The sequence below is a fragment of the Streptomyces enissocaesilis genome (assembly GCF_039533765.1).
In the GTDB taxonomy this organism is placed as follows: Bacteria; Actinomycetota; Actinomycetes; order Streptomycetales; family Streptomycetaceae; genus Streptomyces; species Streptomyces enissocaesilis.
This window is the reverse complement of record NZ_BAAAUD010000020.1, coordinates 74570-94134: the sequence shown is the minus strand read 5'-3', so window position 1 is coordinate 94134 and position 19565 is coordinate 74570. Positions and strand designations below refer to the sequence as shown.

General features: G+C 74.0%; 19 protein-coding genes and 1 pseudogene. 9 read left to right on the top strand and 11 right to left on the bottom strand.

From position 1 onward, the window contains the following. The first annotated feature begins 21 nt into the window (after window positions 1-21). From ABD374_RS10050 to ABD374_RS10040, 3 genes are all read left to right on the top strand, one after another. Window positions 22-996 (top strand): electron transfer flavoprotein subunit alpha/FixB family protein, encoded by a 975-nt coding sequence (locus ABD374_RS10050; RefSeq protein WP_344493627.1) that lies wholly within the window; start codon window positions 22-24, stop codon window positions 994-996. 162 nt (window positions 997-1158) lie between these two features. Next, on the top strand, window positions 1159-2457 hold the full coding sequence (locus ABD374_RS10045; protein ID WP_344493625.1) for a DUF6986 family protein: 1299 nt from the start codon (window positions 1159-1161) through the stop codon (window positions 2455-2457). 333 nt (window positions 2458-2790) lie between these two features. Beyond that, the gene (locus tag ABD374_RS10040) at window positions 2791-4680 is read left to right on the top strand and encodes a serine/threonine-protein kinase (protein ID WP_344493623.1); all 1890 of its coding nucleotides are present in this window, start codon (window positions 2791-2793) and stop codon (window positions 4678-4680) included. Between the two features lie 97 nt (window positions 4681-4777). Here ABD374_RS10040 and ABD374_RS10035 read toward each other — a convergent pair whose 3' ends face one another. Continuing rightward, window positions 4778-5821 carry a LacI family DNA-binding transcriptional regulator gene (locus ABD374_RS10035; RefSeq protein ID WP_344493622.1) on the bottom strand — a complete coding sequence of 348 codons (1044 nt, stop codon included), beginning with the start codon at window positions 5819-5821 and terminating at the stop codon, window positions 4778-4780. 165 nt (window positions 5822-5986) lie between these two features. On the opposite strand from ABD374_RS10035, the gene ABD374_RS10030 reads away from it, so the two are divergent. Continuing rightward, window positions 5987-6946, top strand: coding sequence for an ROK family protein (locus tag ABD374_RS10030; protein ID WP_344493621.1), 960 nt, complete (start codon window positions 5987-5989; stop codon window positions 6944-6946). 76 nt (window positions 6947-7022) lie between these two features. Continuing rightward, window positions 7023-7526: a tetratricopeptide repeat protein gene (locus ABD374_RS10025; RefSeq protein ID WP_344493619.1), complete on the top strand. Its 504-nt coding sequence runs from the start codon at window positions 7023-7025 to the stop codon at window positions 7524-7526. On the opposite strand, the gene ABD374_RS10020 is transcribed toward ABD374_RS10025, so the two are convergent. Further along, the gene (locus ABD374_RS10020) at window positions 7496-7714 is read right to left on the bottom strand and encodes a hypothetical protein (RefSeq protein ID WP_344493617.1); all 219 of its coding nucleotides are present in this window, start codon (window positions 7712-7714) and stop codon (window positions 7496-7498) included. The two genes, ABD374_RS10025 and ABD374_RS10020, sit on opposite strands and share 31 nt — an antisense overlap. A 264-nt stretch (window positions 7715-7978) precedes the next feature. On the opposite strand from ABD374_RS10020, the gene ABD374_RS10015 reads away from it, so the two are divergent. After that, entirely contained in the window at window positions 7979-9016 is a 1038-nt protein-coding gene (locus ABD374_RS10015; RefSeq protein ID WP_344493615.1) for an NUDIX hydrolase, read from the top strand. Here the strand turns inward: ABD374_RS10015 and ABD374_RS10010 are convergent. Next, on the bottom strand, window positions 8975-9508 hold the full coding sequence (locus ABD374_RS10010) for an MBL fold metallo-hydrolase (RefSeq protein ID WP_344493944.1): 534 nt from the start codon (window positions 9506-9508) through the stop codon (window positions 8975-8977). The two genes, ABD374_RS10015 and ABD374_RS10010, sit on opposite strands and share 42 nt — an antisense overlap. 203 nt (window positions 9509-9711) lie before the next feature. Continuing rightward, window positions 9712-11076: a dipeptidase gene (locus ABD374_RS10005; protein ID WP_344493614.1), complete on the bottom strand. Its 1365-nt coding sequence runs from the start codon at window positions 11074-11076 to the stop codon at window positions 9712-9714. A 164-nt stretch (window positions 11077-11240) separates the two neighbouring features. Here ABD374_RS10005 and ABD374_RS10000 point away from each other — a divergent pair, with 164 nt between their 5' ends. Continuing rightward, a complete protein-coding gene (locus ABD374_RS10000; RefSeq protein WP_344493612.1) occupies window positions 11241-12455 on the top strand; it encodes a geranylgeranyl reductase family protein in 1215 nt (404 codons plus the stop codon). 246 nt (window positions 12456-12701) lie between these two features. Here ABD374_RS10000 and ABD374_RS09995 read toward each other — a convergent pair whose 3' ends face one another. From ABD374_RS09995 to ABD374_RS09975, 5 genes are all read right to left on the bottom strand, one after another. Beyond that, window positions 12702-13028 (bottom strand): BTAD domain-containing putative transcriptional regulator, encoded by a 327-nt coding sequence (locus ABD374_RS09995; protein ID WP_344493610.1) that lies wholly within the window; start codon window positions 13026-13028, stop codon window positions 12702-12704. Window positions 13029-13227: 199 nt separating this feature from the next. Continuing rightward, on the bottom strand, window positions 13228-13479 hold the full coding sequence (locus tag ABD374_RS09990; RefSeq protein ID WP_344493608.1) for a DUF6332 family protein: 252 nt from the start codon (window positions 13477-13479) through the stop codon (window positions 13228-13230). 256 nt (window positions 13480-13735) lie between these two features. Next, complete coding sequence (locus ABD374_RS09985; RefSeq protein ID WP_344493942.1) at window positions 13736-14470, bottom strand: maleylpyruvate isomerase family mycothiol-dependent enzyme; 735 nt, start codon at window positions 14468-14470, stop codon at window positions 13736-13738. Between the two features lie 40 nt (window positions 14471-14510). Continuing rightward, a complete protein-coding gene (locus ABD374_RS09980; protein ID WP_344493606.1) occupies window positions 14511-14858 on the bottom strand; it encodes an SCO4225 family membrane protein in 348 nt (115 codons plus the stop codon). 67 nt (window positions 14859-14925) lie between these two features. After that, window positions 14926-16164, bottom strand: a complete 1239-nt coding sequence (locus ABD374_RS09975; protein WP_344493604.1) for an MFS transporter — start codon at window positions 16162-16164, stop codon at window positions 14926-14928. 108 nt (window positions 16165-16272) lie between these two features. Here ABD374_RS09975 and ABD374_RS09970 point away from each other — a divergent pair, with 108 nt between their 5' ends. Together ABD374_RS09970 and pip are read left to right on the top strand one after the other, a co-directional pair. Next, complete coding sequence (locus ABD374_RS09970; protein ID WP_344493602.1) at window positions 16273-17505, top strand: ROK family protein; 1233 nt, start codon at window positions 16273-16275, stop codon at window positions 17503-17505. Beyond that, a complete protein-coding gene (gene pip, locus ABD374_RS09965) occupies window positions 17502-18473 on the top strand; it encodes a prolyl aminopeptidase (RefSeq protein ID WP_344493600.1) in 972 nt (323 codons plus the stop codon). The genes ABD374_RS09970 and pip overlap by 4 nt, the downstream gene beginning before the upstream one ends. Before the next feature lie 52 nt (window positions 18474-18525). On the opposite strand, the pseudogene ABD374_RS09960 reads toward pip, so the two are convergent. After that, window positions 18526-18759 (bottom strand): annotated as a pseudogene (locus ABD374_RS09960) (phosphotriesterase family protein); the annotation flags it as partial. A 165-nt stretch (window positions 18760-18924) separates the two neighbouring features. After that, window positions 18925-19455 (bottom strand): ATP-binding protein, encoded by a 531-nt coding sequence (locus ABD374_RS09955; protein WP_344493598.1) that lies wholly within the window; start codon window positions 19453-19455, stop codon window positions 18925-18927. Between the last annotated feature and the right edge of the window lie 110 nt (window positions 19456-19565).

Genomic DNA, 19565 nt, shown 5'->3' with positions numbered 1-19565 from the left:
CACTCGCAGGAGAGCATTCCCATGGCTGAAGTTCTCGTCTATGTCGACCACGTGGACGGCGCCGTCCGCAAGCCCACCCTCGAACTGCTGACGCTCGCCCGCCGCATCGGCGAGCCCGTCGCCGTCGCCCTCGGCAACGGTGCCGAGGCCACCGCCGCGGTGCTGGCCGAGCACGGCGCCGTCAAGGTCCTGACCGCCAACGCCCCCGAGTTCGCCGACTACCTCGTCGTACCGAAGGTGGACGCGCTCCAGGCCGCGTACGAGGCGGTGTCCGCCGGAGGCTCCCTGGCCGCCGTGCTCGTGCCGTCCTCCGCCGAGGCCAAGGAGATCGCCGCCCGCCTCGCGGTCCGCATCGGCTCCGGCATCATCACCGACGCCGTCGACCTGGAGGCCGGCGAGGAGGGCCCGGTGGCCACGCAGGCCGTGTTCGCCGCCTCGTACACCACCAAGTCCCGTGTCTCCAAGGGCACCCCGGTCATCACCGTCAAGCCGAACTCGGCGCCGGTCGAGGCCGCCCCGGCGGCGGGCACCGTCGAGGCGCTCTCCGTCTCCTTCGGCGAGAAGTCGACCGGCACCAAGGTCGTCTCGCGCACCCCGCGCGAGTCCACCGGCCGCCCCGAGCTGACCGAGGCCGCGATCGTGGTCTCCGGCGGCCGCGGCGTCAACGGCGCCGAGAACTTCCACGTCATCGAGGAGCTCGCCGACTCGCTCGGCGCCGCCGTCGGCGCCTCGCGCGCCGCCGTCGACGCCGGCTGGTACCCGCACTCCAACCAGGTCGGCCAGACCGGCAAGTCGGTCTCCCCGCAGCTGTACATCGCCTCCGGCATCTCCGGCGCGATCCAGCACCGGGCCGGCATGCAGACCTCGAAGACGATCGTCGCCGTCAACAAGGACGCCGAGGCCCCGATCTTCGACCTCGTCGACTACGGCGTGGTCGGCGACCTCTTCACGGTCGTCCCGCAGCTGACCGAAGAGGTCAAGGCCCGCAAGGGCTGACCTGCGCACCTCGTGACGCGCCGGAAAGCGCCGGGGCCGTGCGGTGATCTTCACCGCGCGGCCCCGGCCGCTTTCCGGAGACCATTGACGCAGGTCACGACCGGCCATTAACTTCGCTATTCGGATTGTTGATTCCGTGAAGCGGAAAACTGGAGGGTTGGAATGGGTCAGCAGGAGAAGGTGGCGACAAGCCTCGCAGGCGCGGTCAGCGAGGGCATCAGCGCCTCCCTCGTACCGGTCGACGAGGAGCTCGCCCGCCGCTACCCCGGAGACCCAGGCACCCGCCAGCCCGTGCACACGGTCTACGTGCCCGGCGACGTCTTCGCCGCCGACACCGTCCGCTCCTGGGGCGACCGGGCGCTCGAGGCGCTCGACGAGCACGCCCCGGACGCCGCCTCCTTCGCCGCGGTCCTCGGCCTCTCCGACGACCTCGCCCAGCCGGTCCACGACCGCGTACGGGCCAAGCTGGAGCGCGAGCCCGTCGAGGACCTGCGCGTCGACTTCGAGGACGGTTACGGAGGCCGCACCGACGCCGACGAGGACGCGCACGCCGCCCGCGCCGCCCGGCTGATCGGCGAGGCGTACGCGAAGGGCACGGCCGCCCCGTACATGGGCATCCGCATGAAGTGCATGGAGGCCGCCGTACGCGACCGCGGCATCCGCACCCTCGACATCTTCCTCACCGGCCTGATGGAGGCCGGCGGCCTGCCCGACGGGCTCGTCCTGACGCTGCCCAAGGTCACGTACCCCGAGCAGGTCACCGCGATGGTGCGCCTCCTGGAGGAGTTCGAGAAGGCGCGCGGCCTGGACGCGGGCCGGATCGGCTTCGAGATCCAGATCGAGACCAGCCAGTCCATCCTCGCCGCCGACGGCACCGCCGCCGTGGCCCGGATGATCGACGCCGCCGAGGGCCGTGCCACCGGACTGCACTACGGCACCTTCGACTACAGCGCCTGCCTCGGCGTCAGCGCCGCCTACCAGGCCAGCGACCACCCGGCCGCCGACCACGCCAAGGCGATCATGCAGGTCGCCGCCGCGGGCACCGGCGTACGCGTCTCGGACGGTTCCACCAACGTCCTGCCGGTCGGGACCACCCAGCACGTCCACGAGGCCTGGCGGCTCCACTACGGACTCACCCGCCGCGCCCTGGCCCGCGCGTACTACCAGGGCTGGGACATGCACCCGGCGCACATCCCGACCCGTTACGCCGCCGTCTTCGCCTTCTACCGCGAGGGCTACGAGCAGGCCGCCGCGCGCCTCGCCGCGTACGTCAACCACGCCGGCGGCGACGTGATGGACGAGCCCGCGACCGCCAAGGCGCTCAGCGGCTACCTGCTGCGCGGCATCGACTGCGGCGCCCTCGACACCGCCGAGGTCGCCCGCCTCACCGGCCTCACCCGCGCGGACCTCGACGGTTTCGCGTCGCCGCGCCGCGGCGGCCTCACGGCCGCGACCCAGTGATCAGGAGCCGGTCCGGGGCCTGACCCGCCGGCCCGTCCACCGCATGACAGCGCCGGGCAGCGCCGGGTGTCCGGCGCTGCCCGGCGGACGGACCCGAGCGGGTCGTCGAGCGGCCGGACCGCCGAGGCGGCGGTCGGGGCGGCTGAGGCGGCGGTCGGGGCGGCTGAGGCTGCCGGTCCACCGCTGCCGCACCCCGGGGGCAGCTCCGCGAACTCGTTCCGTCCACCCGTCATGGGAGCCCGTCCCGCCCGTCCCGGCACGCGCGCCGCAAGCCGCCGGCAGGGCCCCGTACTGTGTACCCCGTCTCAGTCGGAACAGAGGAACGGGGCAGTGGTGGCTACGGGGGAGAACGAGCGGTTGGCCGGCCGCTACCGCGTGATCGAGCAGCTCGGTCGCGGCGGCATGGGCGTGGTCTGGCGCGCGGTCGACGAGGTGCTCGGCCGTGAGGTGGCGGTCAAGGAACTGCGGACGTACAACGACTCGTCGGCCCCCGAACTGGACGGCCTGCGGATCCGCATGCAGCGCGAAGCGCGGGCCGCCGCGCGGGTACGCCACCCCGGAGTCATCGCCGTCCACGACGTCACCGAGCACGACGGCCGCCCGGTCATCGTCATGGAACTCGTCGACGGGCCCTCCCTGGACGACGTACTGCGCGAGCGGGGCCTCCTGGACCCCCGCGAAGCCGCGTCCATCGGTGCCAGGGTGCTGGAGGCGCTGGGCGCCGCACACGCGGTCGGGGTGCTGCACCGCGACGTCAAACCGGGCAATGTGCTGCTCGACCGCGCCAGCGGACGGGTGGTGCTCACCGACTTCGGGATCGCGGCCATGGACGATCCGGGCGACGGCTCCACGGCCCACCTCACCCGCAGCGGCGAACTGGTCGGCTCCCTCGACTACTTGGCGCCCGAGCGCGCCCAGGGTCAGGAGCCGGGCCCCGCGTCCGACGTCTGGGCGCTCGGCGCGACACTGTACGCGGCGGTGGAGGGCGGCTCTCCGTTCCGCCGTACGTCAACCTGGTCGACGCTGACCGCGATCGTCGAGGAGCCGCTGCCGGAGCCGCGGCGGGCCGGACCGCTCGGGCCCGTACTCCAGCGGCTGATGAGCAAGGACCCGGCACAGCGTCCCGATGCCGGGGAGGCGGCCCGGCTGCTCACGGCGGTGGCCGCCGGTGAGGACCCGGCGGGTACGGCGGCGCTGCGCGGCGGTTCCGGTTCCGGTGCTGGTTCCGGTTCCGGTTCCGGTTCCGGCGACAGTGGTGCACAGGCCGGGTTCGCGCACGGCGGCCCTCGCAGCTCCCAGGCCCCTCAGCCCCCTCACGGCGCTTACGGTCCGCCCCGGGAAGTGACGGTGCACGATGTGCTTCCGCACCGGCCGGAGGGGTTCGGCCCCGTGGCCGGTCCTCCGCCCGCCGCGCCCGGCCCCGCTCCGGGAAGCAGGCCCGGGCGCGGCAGGACCGCTCTGGTGGCGGCGGGGGTCGCGGCCGTCCTGCTGGCCGGCGGCGGTGTGACGTACGCCCTCACCGACCGTAAGGAGCCGGTGTCCACGGGGCAGGCGAAGGGGGCGGAGGAGCAGGAGAGCGCCTCGCCCGGCAGCCTCGGCCGGATGCCCGCAGGCGACGAGCCTTCCGCCACGAAGAAGCCGGCCGGCTCCGGATCCACCGGGCAGGAGGCCGAGAAGAGCCCGCGGCCGGACGCGAAGCCGCCCGTCGGCGGCAGCGGCGATGACGACGGCGACGGCGGCAAGGACTCCGGCGGCTCGGACGGCGGCAGGGACTCCGGATCGGACGGCGGCAAGGACGACGACGGTTCCGGTACGTCGGATTCCGCCGACGGCGCCGACACGTCGGGCGGTTCGGGCGGCGCGGCGACCGGCGGGTCCGGCGACGGCGGCCCGGCGACCACGGCCGGCGGCGGGAACGGCCCGGACGAACCGGCTCCCGACCCCGCCTGCCACAGCATCGGCGGCGGCAAGTACAACTGCACGGTCTGGCAGACCGCGAAGTCCTACACGGCGTCCGGAGCCGAGGCCGGTGTGCTGAACGCGGGCACCAACTACTTCTACTGCCAGCAGAACCTCGGCCGCAGGGAGACCTCCGGCCAGTGGACGAACGTCTGGTGGGCCAAGACCGACGACGACAGCGGGAACACCGGCGTCTTCGTCAGCGACGTCCACCTCAAGGGCGGCGACAACGACAAGCCCGTGCCCGGCCTGCCGGTCTGCTGAGGCCGCGCCGGGCGCCGGGCCGGCCCCGGCGGGATCGGGCCCGGCGGGCGGCACCCGGCGGGATCGGGTCCGCCGGGCCCGGGCGGCCGGACCGGGCTCAGGGCGTCCAGGGCTGGATCTCGCCCGAGCCGCGCACGATGAGGCGCGTCGGGAGTTCCACGCGCGCGGGCGCGTCGTTCGCACCGTCGAGACGACGGAAGAGGCGGTCGGCCGCGGTGCGGCCCAGCGTGGCGGCGTCCTGCGCGACGACGGTGAGGCCCGGCTGGAGCAGGTCGGCGAGCTCGATGTCGTCGAACCCGACCAGGGCGACCGGGTGCTCCCGGCCGGCGAGGACCCGTACCGCCGTCACCGTCACCCGGTTGTTGCCCGCGAAGATCGCGGTGACGGGCTCGGGGGCGTCCAGCATCGCGGTGACCGCGTCCCGCACCCGCTCGGGAGCCGTGGAGCCGAGCGACACCCACGCGTCGTCGGCCGGCAGCCCGGCCTCCTCCATGGCGGCGTAGTAGCCGCGAAGCCGCTCGTTGGCCGTGTGGATGCGCGGCTGGTCGCCGACGAAGCCGATACGCCGGTGCCCGTGCCCGATCAGATGGGCCACGCCCTCGCGCGCGCCGCCGAAGCTGTCGGAGAGCACCACGTCCGCGTCCGTCTTCCCGGCGGGGCGGTCCACGAAGACGGTGGCGACGCCCGCCGCGATCTCCGGCTCCAGGTAGCGGTGGTCGTCCCCGGCCGGGATCACGATGAGACCGTCGACGCGCCGGGCGCAGAGCGCGAGCACCAGCTCCTGTTCGCGGGCGGGGTCCCCGGCGCTCGATCCGTTGATGAGGAGGGCGCCGTGGGCGCGGGCCACTTCCTCCACGGCGCGGTTCAGCGGCCCGTAGAACGGGTCCGCGAGGTCTTCGAGGACGAGGCCGATGCTGGCGGTGCGGCCCTTGCGCAGGACGCGCGCGCTGTCGTTGCGGCGGAAGCCCAGCGCCTCGATCGCCTCCTGGACGCGCTGTTCGGTGTCGGGTGTGACGCCCGCCTCGCCGTTCACGACGCGGGAGACCGTCTTGAGGCCGACTCCGGCGCGGGCGGCGACGTCCTTCATGGTCGGCCGGTTGCCGTAGCGGGGTTCGGGGCGGCGGCTTTCGGTCTCGGCCACGGTGCGCTGTCCTGTCCTCGTCGGTGCGGTGTCCGGCCAGCAGGGCGTGCTCGCCGGTGTGCGAAGGGTGTGGCGTCGAGCATAGGGCCTGGACAACGTTGTCATGTGAAGAGAGACTTGCTCTGACCTGCTGCCACCCCCTGCCCCGCTGGAGACCAGACACCGATGCGCACCGACCTCGTCGCCGCTCTCGACATCGGCGGCACCAAGATCGCCGGAGCGCTGGTGGACGGTGACGGCCGGATTCTTCTGCGCGTGCAGCGGCCGACGCCCGCGCGTGAGGACGCCGAGAGCGTGATGCGTGCGGTCGGCGGGGTGTTCGGCGAGCTGACCGCCTCCCCGTTGTGGGAGCGCGCCACGGCCGTCGGTATCGGCAGCGCGGGACCGGTGGACGCCTCCGCCGGTACGGTCAGCCCGGTCAACGTCCCGGGGTGGCGCGACTTCCCGCTGGTCGAGCGGGTACGCCGGGCGGCGGGAGGCCGGCCGGTCACCCTGGTCGGCGACGGCGTGGCGATGACGGCCGCCGAGCACTGGCAGGGCGCGGCCCGCGGTTACGACAACGCGCTGTGCCTGGTCGTCTCCACGGGCGTCGGCGGCGGCCTGGTCCTGGACGGACGAGTGCATCCGGGCCCGACGGGCAACGCGGGCCACATCGGTCACATCAGCGTCGACCTGGACGGCGACCCGTGCCCGTGCGGGTCGCGCGGCTGCGTCGAACGGATCGCCAGCGGCCCCAACATCGCGCGCCGGGCGCTCGACCAGGGCTGGCGACCGGGCCCGGACGGCGACACCACCGCCGCCGCGGTGGCCGCCGCCGCCCGGGCCGGAGACCCGGTCGCCGTCGCGTCGTACCGGCGGGCGGCCCAGGCCCTGGCCGCCGGGATCGCCGCGACCGCGACGCTGACGGAGATCGAGATCGCCGTCGTCGGCGGGGGAGTGGCCGGCGCGGGCGACGTGCTCTTCGCGCCCCTGCGCCGCGCGCTGCGCGAGTACGCCACGCTCTCCTTCGTCCAGCGCCTGAAGGTCGCTCCGGCCCTGACCGGAACCGACGCGGGCCTGGTGGGCGCGGCCGGCGCCGCCTCGCTCGGCGGGCGGCCGGGGGAGGCGGCGGCGTACGCCGGCTGACGCGGACGACCACCCGGCCGGACAAGGTACTTGCCCGGCCGGCGACCGAACCCACCGGCCGTTGTAGCGTGGGCCGATGAACGGTGATCACGAGCGGGACACAGCGCTGGCGCAAGCGGTACGGCTACGGGAGGAGGGCCGGGCCGCCGAGGCCCGGGACCGGCTGGTGACACTGGCCGAGCGGTATCCGCAGGACGCCGTGATCGCCTATCAGACCGCGTGGGCGCACGACGTGCTCGGCCTGGAGGGCGAGGCCGCCCCGTACTACGAACGCGCCCTGAGCCTGCCGGGCCTGCCGCCCCAGGACCGCCACGGTGTCTTCCTGGGCCTGGGCAGCACCTACCGCGTGCTGGGCCGCCACGAACCGGCCCTGCGCACCCTGCGCCGCGGCCTGGCGGAGTTTCCGGACGACCCGGCCCTGGAGTCCTTCCTCGCCATGGCCCTGTACAACACCGGCCGGGGCCGTGAGGCCGTCCGGACGCTGCTCAAGGCCCTGGCGGCCACCAGCGACGATCCGGGCGTGCGGCGTTACCGCGCCGCGATCGAGCACTACGCCGACGACCTCGACGCCACGGAGTAGCCGGACCCGGCGCGCGCGCCGGCCTCCGTCACCCGCTCCGTCACGACCACCAGGAACGCGTCCGACTCCAGGTCCATCACGACCTCCGCCGGGCATCCCTCCGCGCGTCGTGCCAGGGCGAACTCCTCGGCCGGCCGGCTGCCCCGCGGGCCGCCGGCCGGGAACTGTTCCAACACCATGCGACTCATGCCGCACCCCACTCCCATGCCTGCTGAACTGTTGCTCCCGTTGCCCCAACGAGACTCCGCACACATGCGTCACGGTTCCCCGTTCGGGCCGGGCACTCTCCTGTACGGTCCGACGCCACCTGTGCCCCGCGCCGTTGCCCCCGGCATGCGACAGCATCGGCACGGTTGTGTGCCCAAACGGTCGCGGGCACGATGCGGTGACCCGGGGTTTCCGTGGCGGTGTGTCGCGGACGAACCACTGGGGGCTACGGAAGAGGGGGAACCGTGATCGTCTGGATCAACGGTGCGTTCAGTGCGGGCAAGACCAGCGCCGCACGCGAACTGATCGATCTGATCCCGAACAGCACCTTCTACGACCCCGAACTGATCGGCGGGGGACTGCGTGACCTGCTGCCGCAGAAGCGGCTCGCGGAGGTCGGCGACTACCAGGAGCTGCCGATCTGGCGCCGCCTGGTCGTCGACACCGCGGCCGCGCTGCTCGCCGAAGTGGGCGGCACGCTGGTGGTGCCCATGACACTCCTGCGCCAGGAGTACCGCGACGAGATCTTCGGTGGTCTCGCCGCGCGGCGCATCCCGGTGTGCCATGTGCTGCTGTCGGCAGACGAAACGATCCTGCGCGAACGGATCGCCGCCCGTGAGGAGTGGGCGGACGATCCCGAAGAGAACGGGCGCGTACGGCAGTGGGCGTACGAGCACATCGATCCGTACCGTGCCGCGCTCCCCTGGCTCGCCGACGACGCCCATGTCATCGACACCAGCGGACTGACCGCCGCCGAGACCGCCGTACGGATCGCCGACGCCGTACGGACCGGGGCGGCCAGGACCTGCGAGATCGTGCAGACACCCGCGCCCACCGCCGAAACCCTCGCCGCGGGCGTGCTGCTCTTCGACGAGGCGGACCGGGTGCTGCTCGTCGATCCCACCTACAAGCCGGGATGGGAGTTCCCCGGCGGTGTCGTGGAGCGGGGGGAGGCACCCGCACGCGCCGGTATACGCGAGGTCAAGGAGGAGATAGGGATAGAACTCACCGACGTACCCAAGCTGCTGGTCGTCGACTGGGAGCCGCCGCGGCCGCCCGCCTTCGGCGGTCTGCGGCTGATCTTCGACGGCGGCACGCTCGACAGCGCGGCGGCCGGACAGCTGGTGCTGCCCGGCTCCGAGCTGCGCGGCTGGCGCTTCGTCACCGAGGGGGAGGCCGCCGGTCTGCTGCCCCCCAACCGTTACGAGCGGCTGCGCTGGGCCCTGCGGGCCCGCGAGAGGTCAGCCGTGCTCAATCTGGAGGCCGGAGTCCCGGTCGGCTGATGCCCGCAGAGCGGCAGCCGTGCCGTCCGTCAGCGGGTCGCCGTGGCCGGGGCGGGCCGCAGCGGGGGCGGGCGCCGCCAAGCGGCGGAAGGACTCCAGGGCCGGCTCGCGGTCGGTGCGGAACACGCCCGGCACGACCCGGCCGACGCCGGCGGCACAGTCGCCCGTGAACAGCACACCGTGCCGCGGCGGGTGGACGGCGATGCTGCCGTCCGTGCGGCCGGGCGAGCGCACCACCCGCGCCCCGTCGCCGGAGCCGGGCAGGACGCCGTCCCCGGTCTCCCGGTCCACCCGGGGGGCCGGGGACGGCTCCACTGTCAGCCCGTGGGCGTACGGCGGACGCTCCCAGTCCAGCGGCACGGGCTCGGGCACCGGCGGCTCGCCACGGATCACGGGCGCGTCGAGCCGGTGCGCCGCCACCTCGGCGCCGTACCGCCGCGCCGGTTCCCCGGCGGCGCCGAGGTGGTCGCGGTGGCCGTGGGTGAGGACGATCCGGTGGGATTTCCCCCCGGGCGCGGGCCCAGGCTCCGTACCGCCTCGTCGCTGTCCGCCGTCGCGCCCTTGCGGGGCCCGCGTCGATCAGGATCAGCCCCTCGCCGTCGCGTCAGAGGTACGGCGGACCGGCCGGCCGCTCGCCGTACGGGTCCACGCTGTCGGCGTCGGCGATCTCCGCTCCGCGCGTAACCGCTCCGCTCTCAGCCCTGCTTCGAGCGCGCGTAGTTGACGAGGAACAGCGCCTCGGCGACGGACATCCGCTCCAGTTCCCCGGGCGAGACGCTCTCGTTCACCGCGTGGATCTGCGCCTCGGGCTCGCTGAGGCCGACGAGCAGGATCTCGGCCTTCGGGTAGAGGGCGGAGAGCGTGTTGCACAGCGGGATCGAGCCGCCCATGCCGGACGTCTGCATCTCCTCGCCCGGGTATGCCACGCGCATCGCCTCCGCCATCGAGGCGTACGCCGGACTGCTGACGTCCGCCTGGAACGGCTGGCCCTGGCCCACCTGCTCCACCGAGACCCGCGCGCCCCACGGCGTGTGCGCCAGGAGGTGCGCGGTCAGCAGCTTCGTCGCCTCGGCCGCGTCCTGCCCCGGCGGCACCCGCAGGCTGATCTGCGCCCGCGCGCTCGCCTGGAGGGACGGCGTCGCGCCGACCACCGGCGGGCAGTCGATGCCGATGACCGTGACGGCGGGGCGGGCCCAGATGCGGTCGGCGACCGTGCCGTGGCCGATCAGCCCGACACCGTCGAGGACGCGCGCGTCCTTGCGGAACTCCTCCTCGGGGTATTCCAGACCGTCCCACGAGGAGTCGGCACCCAGCCCGTCCACGGTGGTCGAACCGTCCTCGGCGCGCAGCGAGGCCAGCAGCTGGATGAGCGCGGCCAGCGCGTCCGGGGCGGCGCCGCCGAACTGTCCCGAGTGCAGGTTGCCCTCAAGGGTGTCGATCCGTACGCGCAGCATGGTCATGCCGCGCAGCGTCGCGGTGACCGTCGGCAGGCCGACGCGGAAGTTGCCGGTGTCGCCGATGACGACCGTGTCGGCGGCCAGCAGCTCCGGGTGCGCCTCGGCGTACCGCTCCAGGCCGCCCGTGCCCTGCTCCTCCGAGCCCTCCACGACGACCTTCACCGAGACCGGAACGCCGCCGTTCGCCTTGAGCGCGCGCAGCGCGAGCAGGTGCATGATGAGGCCGCCCTTGCAGTCGGCCGCGCCGCGCCCGTACCAGCGGCCGTCGCGCTCGGTCAGTTCGAAGGGCGGAGAGACCCAGGCGGACTCGTCCAGCGGCGGCTGCACGTCGTAGTGCGCGTACAGCAGAACGGTCGGAGCGCCTGCCGGGCCCGGCAGGAAGCCGTAGACCGACTGGGTGCCGTCGGGGGTGTCGAGCAGCGCGACGTCCTCGAAGCCCTCGGAGCGCAGTGAACCGGCGATCCAGACCGCGGCCGCCTCGCACTCGCTCTTCGGGAACTGCGCGGTATCCGCCACCGACTGGAAGGCCACCAGCTCGGCCAACTCCGTCTTCGCGCGGGGCATCAGCGAGGCGATGGTCTCGGCGATCGGATTCGCGTTCATGGGCACGCTCCTCGTGGGTGCGACGTTGTTGTACGTATATGCGTTCGTACGGGGTATGCCGACAAAAGCACGCCCGATCCTCCCACAGCGAGATCGGCGACTCCTGCGCCGTAGGATGCGTCAGCAGTACGGACCACTGGGCGGATCAGGAGCAGAAGCACATCGTGAGCAGCGAGAACGCAGACGCCGGACGTGAGCGCGAAGAGCCGGTGTGGGACGTCGTGGTGGTCGGTGCCGGGCCCGCCGGGTCGTCGGCGGCATATGCGGCCGCGGTCGCGGGGCGGCGCGTCCTTCTCCTGGAGAAGGCGGAGCTGCCCCGTTACAAGACCTGCGGCGGCGGCATCATCGGACCTTCGCGCGACGCGCTGCCACCCGGCTTCGAACTCCCGTTCAAGGACCGCGTGCATGCCGTGACGTTCTCGCTGGACGGGAAGCTGACGCGGACACGCCGCTCGAAGCAGATGCTCTTCGGTCTCATCAACCGGCCGGAGTTCGACGCCGGGCTGGTCGAAGAGGCACGGAAGGCGGGCGCCGTGGTCCGTACCGGCGCGTCCGTCGCGCGCGTCGAGCAGCACGGCTCGGCCGTGCCGGACCGGCGTACGGTGGCCGTCGTCCTGGCGGACGGCGAGACGGTGCTCGCCCGTTCGGTGGTCGGCGCGGACGGCAGTGCCGGCCGGATAGGGGCGCATGTCGGGGTCAAGCTCGACCAGGTGGATCTCGGCCTGGAGGCGGAGATCCCGGTGCCCGCGACGGTCGCCGAGGACTGGGCGGGGCGGGTGCTCATCGACTGGGGACCGCTCCCGGGGAGCTACGGCTGGGTGTTCCCCAAGGGGGAGACGCTGACGGTCGGCGTGATCTCGGCGCGCGGTGACGGCGCCGCCACCAAGCGGTACCTGGAGGACTTCATCGCCCGCCTCGGGCTGGCCGGTTTCGAACCCGCGGTGTCCTCCGGGCACCTGACGCGGTGCCGCAGCGACGATTCGCCGCTTTCGCGCGGCCGGGTGCTGGTGTGCGGGGACGCGGCGGGGCTGCTGGAGCCGTGGACCCGTGAGGGAATCTCCTTCGCGCTGCGGTCGGGGCGGCTCGCGGGGGAGTGGGCGGTGCGGATCGCGGAGGCGCAGGACGCCGTGGACGCCCGCCGACAGGCGCTGAACTACGCCTTCGCCATCAAGGCGGGACTGGGTGTGGAGATGGGTGTCGGGCGGCGGATGCTCGCGCTGTTCGAGCGGCGGCCGGGGCTGCTGCACGCGGCCATAACCGGATTCCGGCCGGCCTGGAAGATGTTCGCGGGGATCACGCGCGGCTCGACGACGCTGGCCGAGACGGTGCGTACGCGCCCTGTCGTCCAGCGCGCGCTGAGTGCGCTGGACAGGCCGTGAACCGCAGGCCGTAGGTCGCAGGCCGTGGGCGCGTAGGACGTGGGGCGCGGCCCCGCGTGGCCGGTGCTCGGGGCGGCCCTTGACGGCGGTGCGGAGGGCCGGCCGGGGAGGCGCGGGGGGCCCGGGCCGGCGCCGTCGGAGAAAACGCCCGCCTCGGCCCTCCTGCCGAGGCGGAGCCCACCTCCGCCGACGGCGCGCACGGTGTGCGCCGCCCGGAAGCGTCAGCGAGGTGCGTGGCCCGGCGGATCACCGCCGGCTTGGCCCGGGACCGCCCGGCCCCCGCTCCCGCCCACGCCGTGAGCCCGCGGGCGCCGCCCCCCGCAGCAGCGACGGGTCCTGGCACAGCACCCGCTGGTGCAGGGAGCGCAGGGCCGGGCCCGGGCCGATCGCCTCCGCGAGGCGGCGCCGCGTCTCCTCGTACGCCAGCAGCGCGTCCGACGAACGGCCGCCGCGGTACAGCGCCGGCCTCGGCAGCCAGGTGAGCCGCTCCCGCAGCGGATGGGCTGCCACCCGGCGTACGACTCGTGCACGTACTCCGGACAGCGCCCCAGCTCGATCTCGCCCTCCAGCCACGCCTCCGGCACGGTCAGCCGCTTCTCCGCCCACCGTCGCCGTTCGGCTTCCAGGTACGGCCCGCCGAGCCCCTCGGGGAAGTCGCCGCGTCACAACGCCTCGCCCCGCTCCGCCGGTTCACCGGCGCGTCGCGGATCGCCCGCCTCCCCGGCCCGCAGCAGCGCGTGCCACTCGCGCAGGTCCTCGGTCCGGGCGCCGGTCAGCCGGGCTGGGTCCCGGGCGCGCCCCGGTAACCCCACAGCACGTGCACGACCCGCAGGACGAAGACGACCACCGCCAGGGTGCCCCCGGCGACCAGCATGACCTTGCTCAGGGCGGGAGAGGCGCCGAGGAGGTGCCAGGGGCCGGTGACGGCCGCGAAGGTGACGCCCGCCAGGACGGCCGCGCTCAGCAGGGCGTACCCGATCTCGACCGTCATCGCGTCGCGTTGCGCCTGCGTCCTCGTCGCCATGTCCCGGATTCTCGCAGCGGGTGCGACCGGCGGGCAAGAGGCACCTGCCGGCCGCTCCCGTCCCCCTCGCCGGCCCGTCCGGGGCGCCGACCCGCTCCGGTGCGGCCTCCGGTACGGACTTCGCGAGGACGGGGGTCTGCCGGGCGCGGTACCTGCGCAGCCCGGTGAGCGTGATGAGCAGCCCCGCGGCCGCGACCGCCGTCACCGCGGCCGGGCCCGGCCGGAAGCTGCCCGGCACCGCCCGGGGGCGGCACGGTCAGACGGCCGACTTCTCCTCCCACAGGCGCGCGAGCGCGTCGTCACCGGACGCGGTGAGCGCGGAGAGCGGCAGCCTGTTCCAGAGGGCCAGCCAGAGCTGCCCGGCGGGCCCGCTCAGCTCGCAGTCGGCGGGCCCCTCGTCGCCGCGCTCCGTGCGCGGCGGACCGTCGGAGAGCCGCACCGTCCATACGTCGCCCGAGTCCGTCGCCCGTACGCGCAGCACGCGTGGCGCGTCGGTGCGCACCCGGCTGCGGTCGCGGGCATGGAATCCGCGCAGCAGCTCGTCGACGCCGTCCGCCGCGAACTCCGGCCGCACCGGGGACAGTCCGGTGCCCAGTGCCGACTCCGCGTCCGCGCGGTGGACCGCCGTCTCGTGCGCCTGGCGCCGCGCCCAGAAGGCGAGCGGCGACGGTGCGGGCAGGAAGGACCAGCACTCCAGCTCCTTGGGGGCCGTGCTCAGCGCGGCCACCAGCAGGCCGTGCCCCTCCCGGAACCAGTGCAGCAGTGCCTCCCCGTCCAGGCCGGGGTCGCTCCCCAGGGGGCGGCGCTCCGTATGGCCTGCTATGACATACGTCATGGCCCACCGGTGGACCGCGCCCGTGTGCCGCAGCAGGTCCCGCACCTGCCAGCCGGGGCAGGCGGGCACGAGGGCGTCCGGGCCCGCCTGCTCGGCGGCGGCGGCCATCAACTGGCCCTGCTGGTCCAGCGTTTTGATGAAATCGGCAGTCTCCATGGTTTCCATGCGGCCGATTGTGCCAGCCGCCGTGCGGGGGTCAGGCGCCCTGGGGACGGGCGGGACGCGAGACGCCGCGGAGCAGCCGGGAGAACCAGCCGAGGGCGAACGACTGGATGAGTACGGAGACCGGCAGGGCGACGTACAGGAACCAGACCGACTCGCTCACGGCCTCTCCGAAGAGGTCACCGCCGATGAGGAAGACGAAGATCGTGGGCGCGCTGAGCAGGAACAGCCACGCCCCGGCGAACGAGGCGTCCGCGTGGGCGACGAAGAGGGCGTCGGCCGTGAGGAACACCGCGGCCGCCGCGACCAGGCCGAGGTAGACCAGCGAGGCGGGGTTGCGGAACGTCAGGCGCGCGACGGTGCGCAGCTGTCGGGTGGTCATGGTGATCTCTCCGTCCGGTGGGTTGCCTCCAGGGTGTGCCCGCGGAGCCGGACACGCCTGAGTACGCCTACTCAGACGGGTCGGACTGGCGGCCCGGTGACGCGTTCCGTGCCGAGTACCCCAGGAGCGCGGCGACGACGGCCAGTGCGGCCACCGTCGTCAGGGCGACGGGAAGGGAGAACCAGTCGGCGAGGAATCCGATGACCGGCGGCCCGACGAGCATGCCGCCGTAACCGAGCGTGGACGCCGCCGCCACACCGCTCGGCCCGGCGAGCGCGCCGGCCCTGGCGACGGCCACGGGGAAGATGTTCGCGAGGCCGAGCCCGGTCACGGCGAAGCCGAGGAGCACCAGCCAGGTGGCGGGTGCGAGCGCGCCGAGGAGCATGCCCGCGGCGGCGAGCGATCCGCCCGCCACCAGGGTGCGGGTCTGGCCGAGCCGTTCGAGCAGCGCGGTGCCGCTGAGCCGGCCCACCGCCATGGCCAGTGCGAAGAGGGAGTACCCGGCGGCGGCGACGCCCGGGTGGGCGTGGAGGTCCTGCTGGAGATGGAGGGTGCCCCATTCCGCGAGCGCCCCTTCGCCGTACGCCGTGCACAGTGCGATCACACCGAAGAGGGCGACGGCCTTTCGGGCCGTTCCCCGGAGCGGTCGCGGGCCGTTCCCCGGCTGCTCCTGAAGGCGTTTCGGAGAAGGCACCCGGTTGCGCAGCAGTGCGGGAGCGGTCAGGGCGGTCACGACGAGCCCGATGCCGGTCAGCCCCAGCAGATGGGCGGTGGGGGAGAGGTGGGCGGCGACCAGGCCGCCCAGCCCGGCCCCGGCCATGCCGCCGAGGCTGAAAGCGGCGTGGAAACTCGGCATCACCGGACGCCGCATGGCCGCGACCAGATCGACCGCGGCACTGTTCATCGCGACGTTGATGCCACCGTACGAAGCGCCGAAGACCAGCAGCACCAGACCGAGCGCGAGTGTCGAGTGCGTCTGCGCGGGCAGCGCGATGCTCAGCGACAGCAGCACGCCGCAGACCACGGTCACCGGGTGGCTGCCGAAGCGCCGGCAGAGCCGCCCGGTGAGCATCATCGTGATCACCGCGCCCCCGGACACCCCCAGGAGGGCGAGGCCGAGGTCGCTCGCGGAGGCCCCGGTCTGTTCCTTGATGGCGGGGATACGGACCACCCAGCCGGCGAAGAGGAAGCCGTCGAGGGCGAAGAACACGGTCAGCGCGGTGCGGAGGCGGGACAGGGAGGCTGCGGCGGCGTTCCCGCCCCGGCCCCCCGGAACGGCCGTCCGCAGTTTGTTTAGGTGCGGCACAAAGTCAGCATAGGGGCCGCGCCCGGATCCGTACAAGGCGAGCGGTGGCGCCGCGGACCGGCGGAGCCGGGCCCGGACGATCTTTCCCGGCATGGGAGACTCGCCCCCATGAACGGGAAGGCGACCACCATCAGAACGAGGCTGGAGAGGGGCCGGAGCGCGCTCGGGCCCGCCCTGGAACTGGTGCACACAGGACGGGCGCCCACCCGTGCCGTCCTCACCGCCGAGCTCGGCGTCACCAGGGCCACCGCCGGCGCGGTCGCCGCCGAACTGGAGTCCCTGGGGCTGATCCAGGTCGACTCCCGGCCGGGCGCGGCGGCCGGCTCGCAGGGCCGCCCCTCGCACCGGCTGGCCGTCAACGACTCGGGCCCCGTCGTCCTCGCCGCGCAGATCCACGCCGACGGCTACCGCGCGGCGCTCGTCGGCCTCGGCGGCCGGACCGTCGCGACCGCGCCCGGCTGCGAGACGGTCTCCGCCGATCCGGCGCAGGTCATCGGGGCGGCGGTCGAGGCCGGCGCCGAGCTGCTGCGCGAGAGCGGCCGCCGCTGCGTCGGCGCGGGCCTCGCCGTGCCGTCCGCCGTGGCCGAGCCGGAGGGCACCGCCCTCAACCCGCTGCACCTCGCGTGGCCCGCGGGCGCCCCGGTCCGCGACATCTTCGCCGACCAGGTACGCGCGGCGGGCATCACGGGCCCCGCCTTCGCCGGCAACGACGTCAACCTCGCCGCCCTCGCCGAACACCGCCACGGAGCGGGACGCGGCGCCCAGCACCTCCTCTGCGTCGCCACCGGCCACCGGGGCGTCGGCGGCGCACTGGTCGTCGACGGCCGCCTGCACACCGGCAGTTCGGGCCTCGCCCTCGAAGTCGGCCACCTCACGGTCAACCCCGACGGCCACCCCTGCTACTGCGGCGGCCGCGGCTGCCTCGACGTCGAGACCGACCCGCTGGCCTTCCTCACCGCGGCCGGCCGCCCCCCGGGGCCCGAGGTCTCGCTGCTCCAGCAGTCCCGCGAGCTGCTGCGCGGGAAGTACGACGACCCCGCGATCCGCGGAGCCGGTGAACAGCTCATCGACCGCCTCGGCCTCGGCCTCGCCGGACTCGTCAACATCCTCAACCCCGACCGCATCATCCTCGGCGGCCTCCACCGCGAACTGCTCGACGCCGACCCGGAACGGCTGCGCGCCGTGGTCGCCGACCGCAGCCTCTGGGGACGCAGCGGCGGCGTACCCATCCTGCCGTGCACGCTCGACCACAACAGCCTCGTGGGAGCGGCCGAGCTGGCGTGGCAGCCGGTGCTCGACGACCCGCTCGCCGCGCTCGCGGGCACGAAGGCCCCGGCATGACCGACCGCCATCCGCCCATCGACCCCTACGACCAGGGCATGCTCGACGTCGGCCACGGCAACCTCGTCCACTGGGAGGTCTGCGGCAACCCCGAGGGCAAGCCCGCGCTCGTCGTCCACGGCGGCCCCGGCTCCGGCTGCGACCCCGGCGTACGCCGCTGCTTCGACCCGGAGCGCTACCGGACCGTCCTCTTCGACCAGCGCGGATGCGGCCGCAGCACGCCCCACGCGAGCGACCCCGCCACCGACCTCACCCACAACACCACCCACCAACTGGTCCGCGACATGGAACGGTTGAGGGAGCACCTGGGCATCGACCGCTGGCTGCTCTTCGGCGGCTCCTGGGGATCCACGCTGATCCTCGCCTACGCCGAGGCCCATCCGGACCGCGTCTCGGAGATCGTCATCTCCGGTGTCACCACGACCCGCCGCTCGGAGATCGACTGGCTGTACCGGGGCGTCGCACGGTTCTTCCCCGAGGCGTGGCAGCGGCTGCGGGCGGGCGTTCCTGGGAACGCCCGCGACGGCGACCTCGTCGCGGCGTACGCACGGCTCGTCTCGGACCCCGACCCGGACGTACGGGCCAGGGCGACCGCCGACTGGTGCGCCTGGGAGGACGCCGTGCTCTCCCTGGAACCGAGCGGCAGCGACCGTCCCTACGGCGACCTCCCCGACGCCGCCCGCACCGCGCTGGTGCGCCTCGCCTCGCACTACTTCGCCCACGGTGCCTGGCTGGACGAAGGGCAGCTGCTGCGCGACGCGGGACGGCTGGCCGGCATCCCGGGTGTACTGCTCCACGGCCGCCACGACCTCAGCAGCCCGCACGGCACCGCCTGGGAGCTCGCCCAGGTCTGGCCGGACGCGGAGCTGACCGTCGTCGACGACGCGGGGCACAAGGGCAGCGAGACGATGCGGGCCCTGGTGATCGGCGCACTCGACCGGTTCGCGGGACGCCGGGTCAGCCGCTGAGCCGCTCCGTCCCGAAGGCGCGCCGCGTTCCCGGTGAGCATCCGCTCCAGGAGCGCGAGAGGGCGGCCAGGTCCTCAGCCCGGCGCCCCGTCCCGTAGGGAGTCCACTGCACGGCCGACTGCCCGCCGGACCCGCGGAAGGCGCTCGGCCGGGCTCGCGCCGCCTCGGTGTCGTCGAGTTCCCGGCCGGGCAGTCGAGGCGTACGCAGGAAGAGGTGGCCGTGGGTGTCGCGGATGCCCAGCCCGGTCGCGGGAACGTCTCCGAGGACGGTGCGGACCAAGCTCACCACCGCACCGGCGCATGGCGCGCCGGGCGGCGTGGACCCGGACCCTGGCGGGAGCGGGCGTCGTACGGCGAGAGCTCGCCGATCGCGCCGCCCGGCCGTACGGCCTCGGAGGACGGCGCCGCATGAGCGCCGCCGGGCGCCCCGCCCGGCGGGACCGCCGTCCGGTCAGCCCACTGCGGCGGACCGGACGGCGGCGGGTACATGCGTCGAAGGGACGGCTCCGGGATCGGCCCCGGCGTGCGAGAACGGTCCGTCGGGCGTCGCCCCGTGCACGGGATGCTGCGACAGTGTCACGGCGGGGAGCGGTGTGGGCAGCGTGAACCACACGGCCTTCCCGGCGTCGCCCCGCGGGCGTACACCCCAGCTTTCGCTGACTGCCTCGATCAGAGCGAGACCGCGCCCGCTCGTCTCGGACGCGTCGGCCTCACGGATCGTGGGCGGACGCGGATCGTGGTCGTGGACGGACACCGTCAGGCGGTCGAGCAACAGCTCGATCTCCACGGTGCACATCTTGTCCGGCTCTGCGTGCCGGTGGACGTTGGTCAGCAATTCGGTGACGCCGAGCGCCGCCGGTTCTATCAAGGAATCGAGATGCCAGTAGCGCAATTGCGCCGATACGATTCTGCGGACCTGACCGATCCGCGACGGCAGGGCCTGGAGCTCCACCGTGCAGTGCCTGCTTGGCTCGCTGATCACGGCTGCGACTCCCCGAATAGGTCCGGAAGAAGACGGAGAACGGATCCAGCAGTGGCTGTCTGCTGTCTGGTCCGGCGGGGCTGGTTCGCAGCGTAACCGCCGTTGCACCC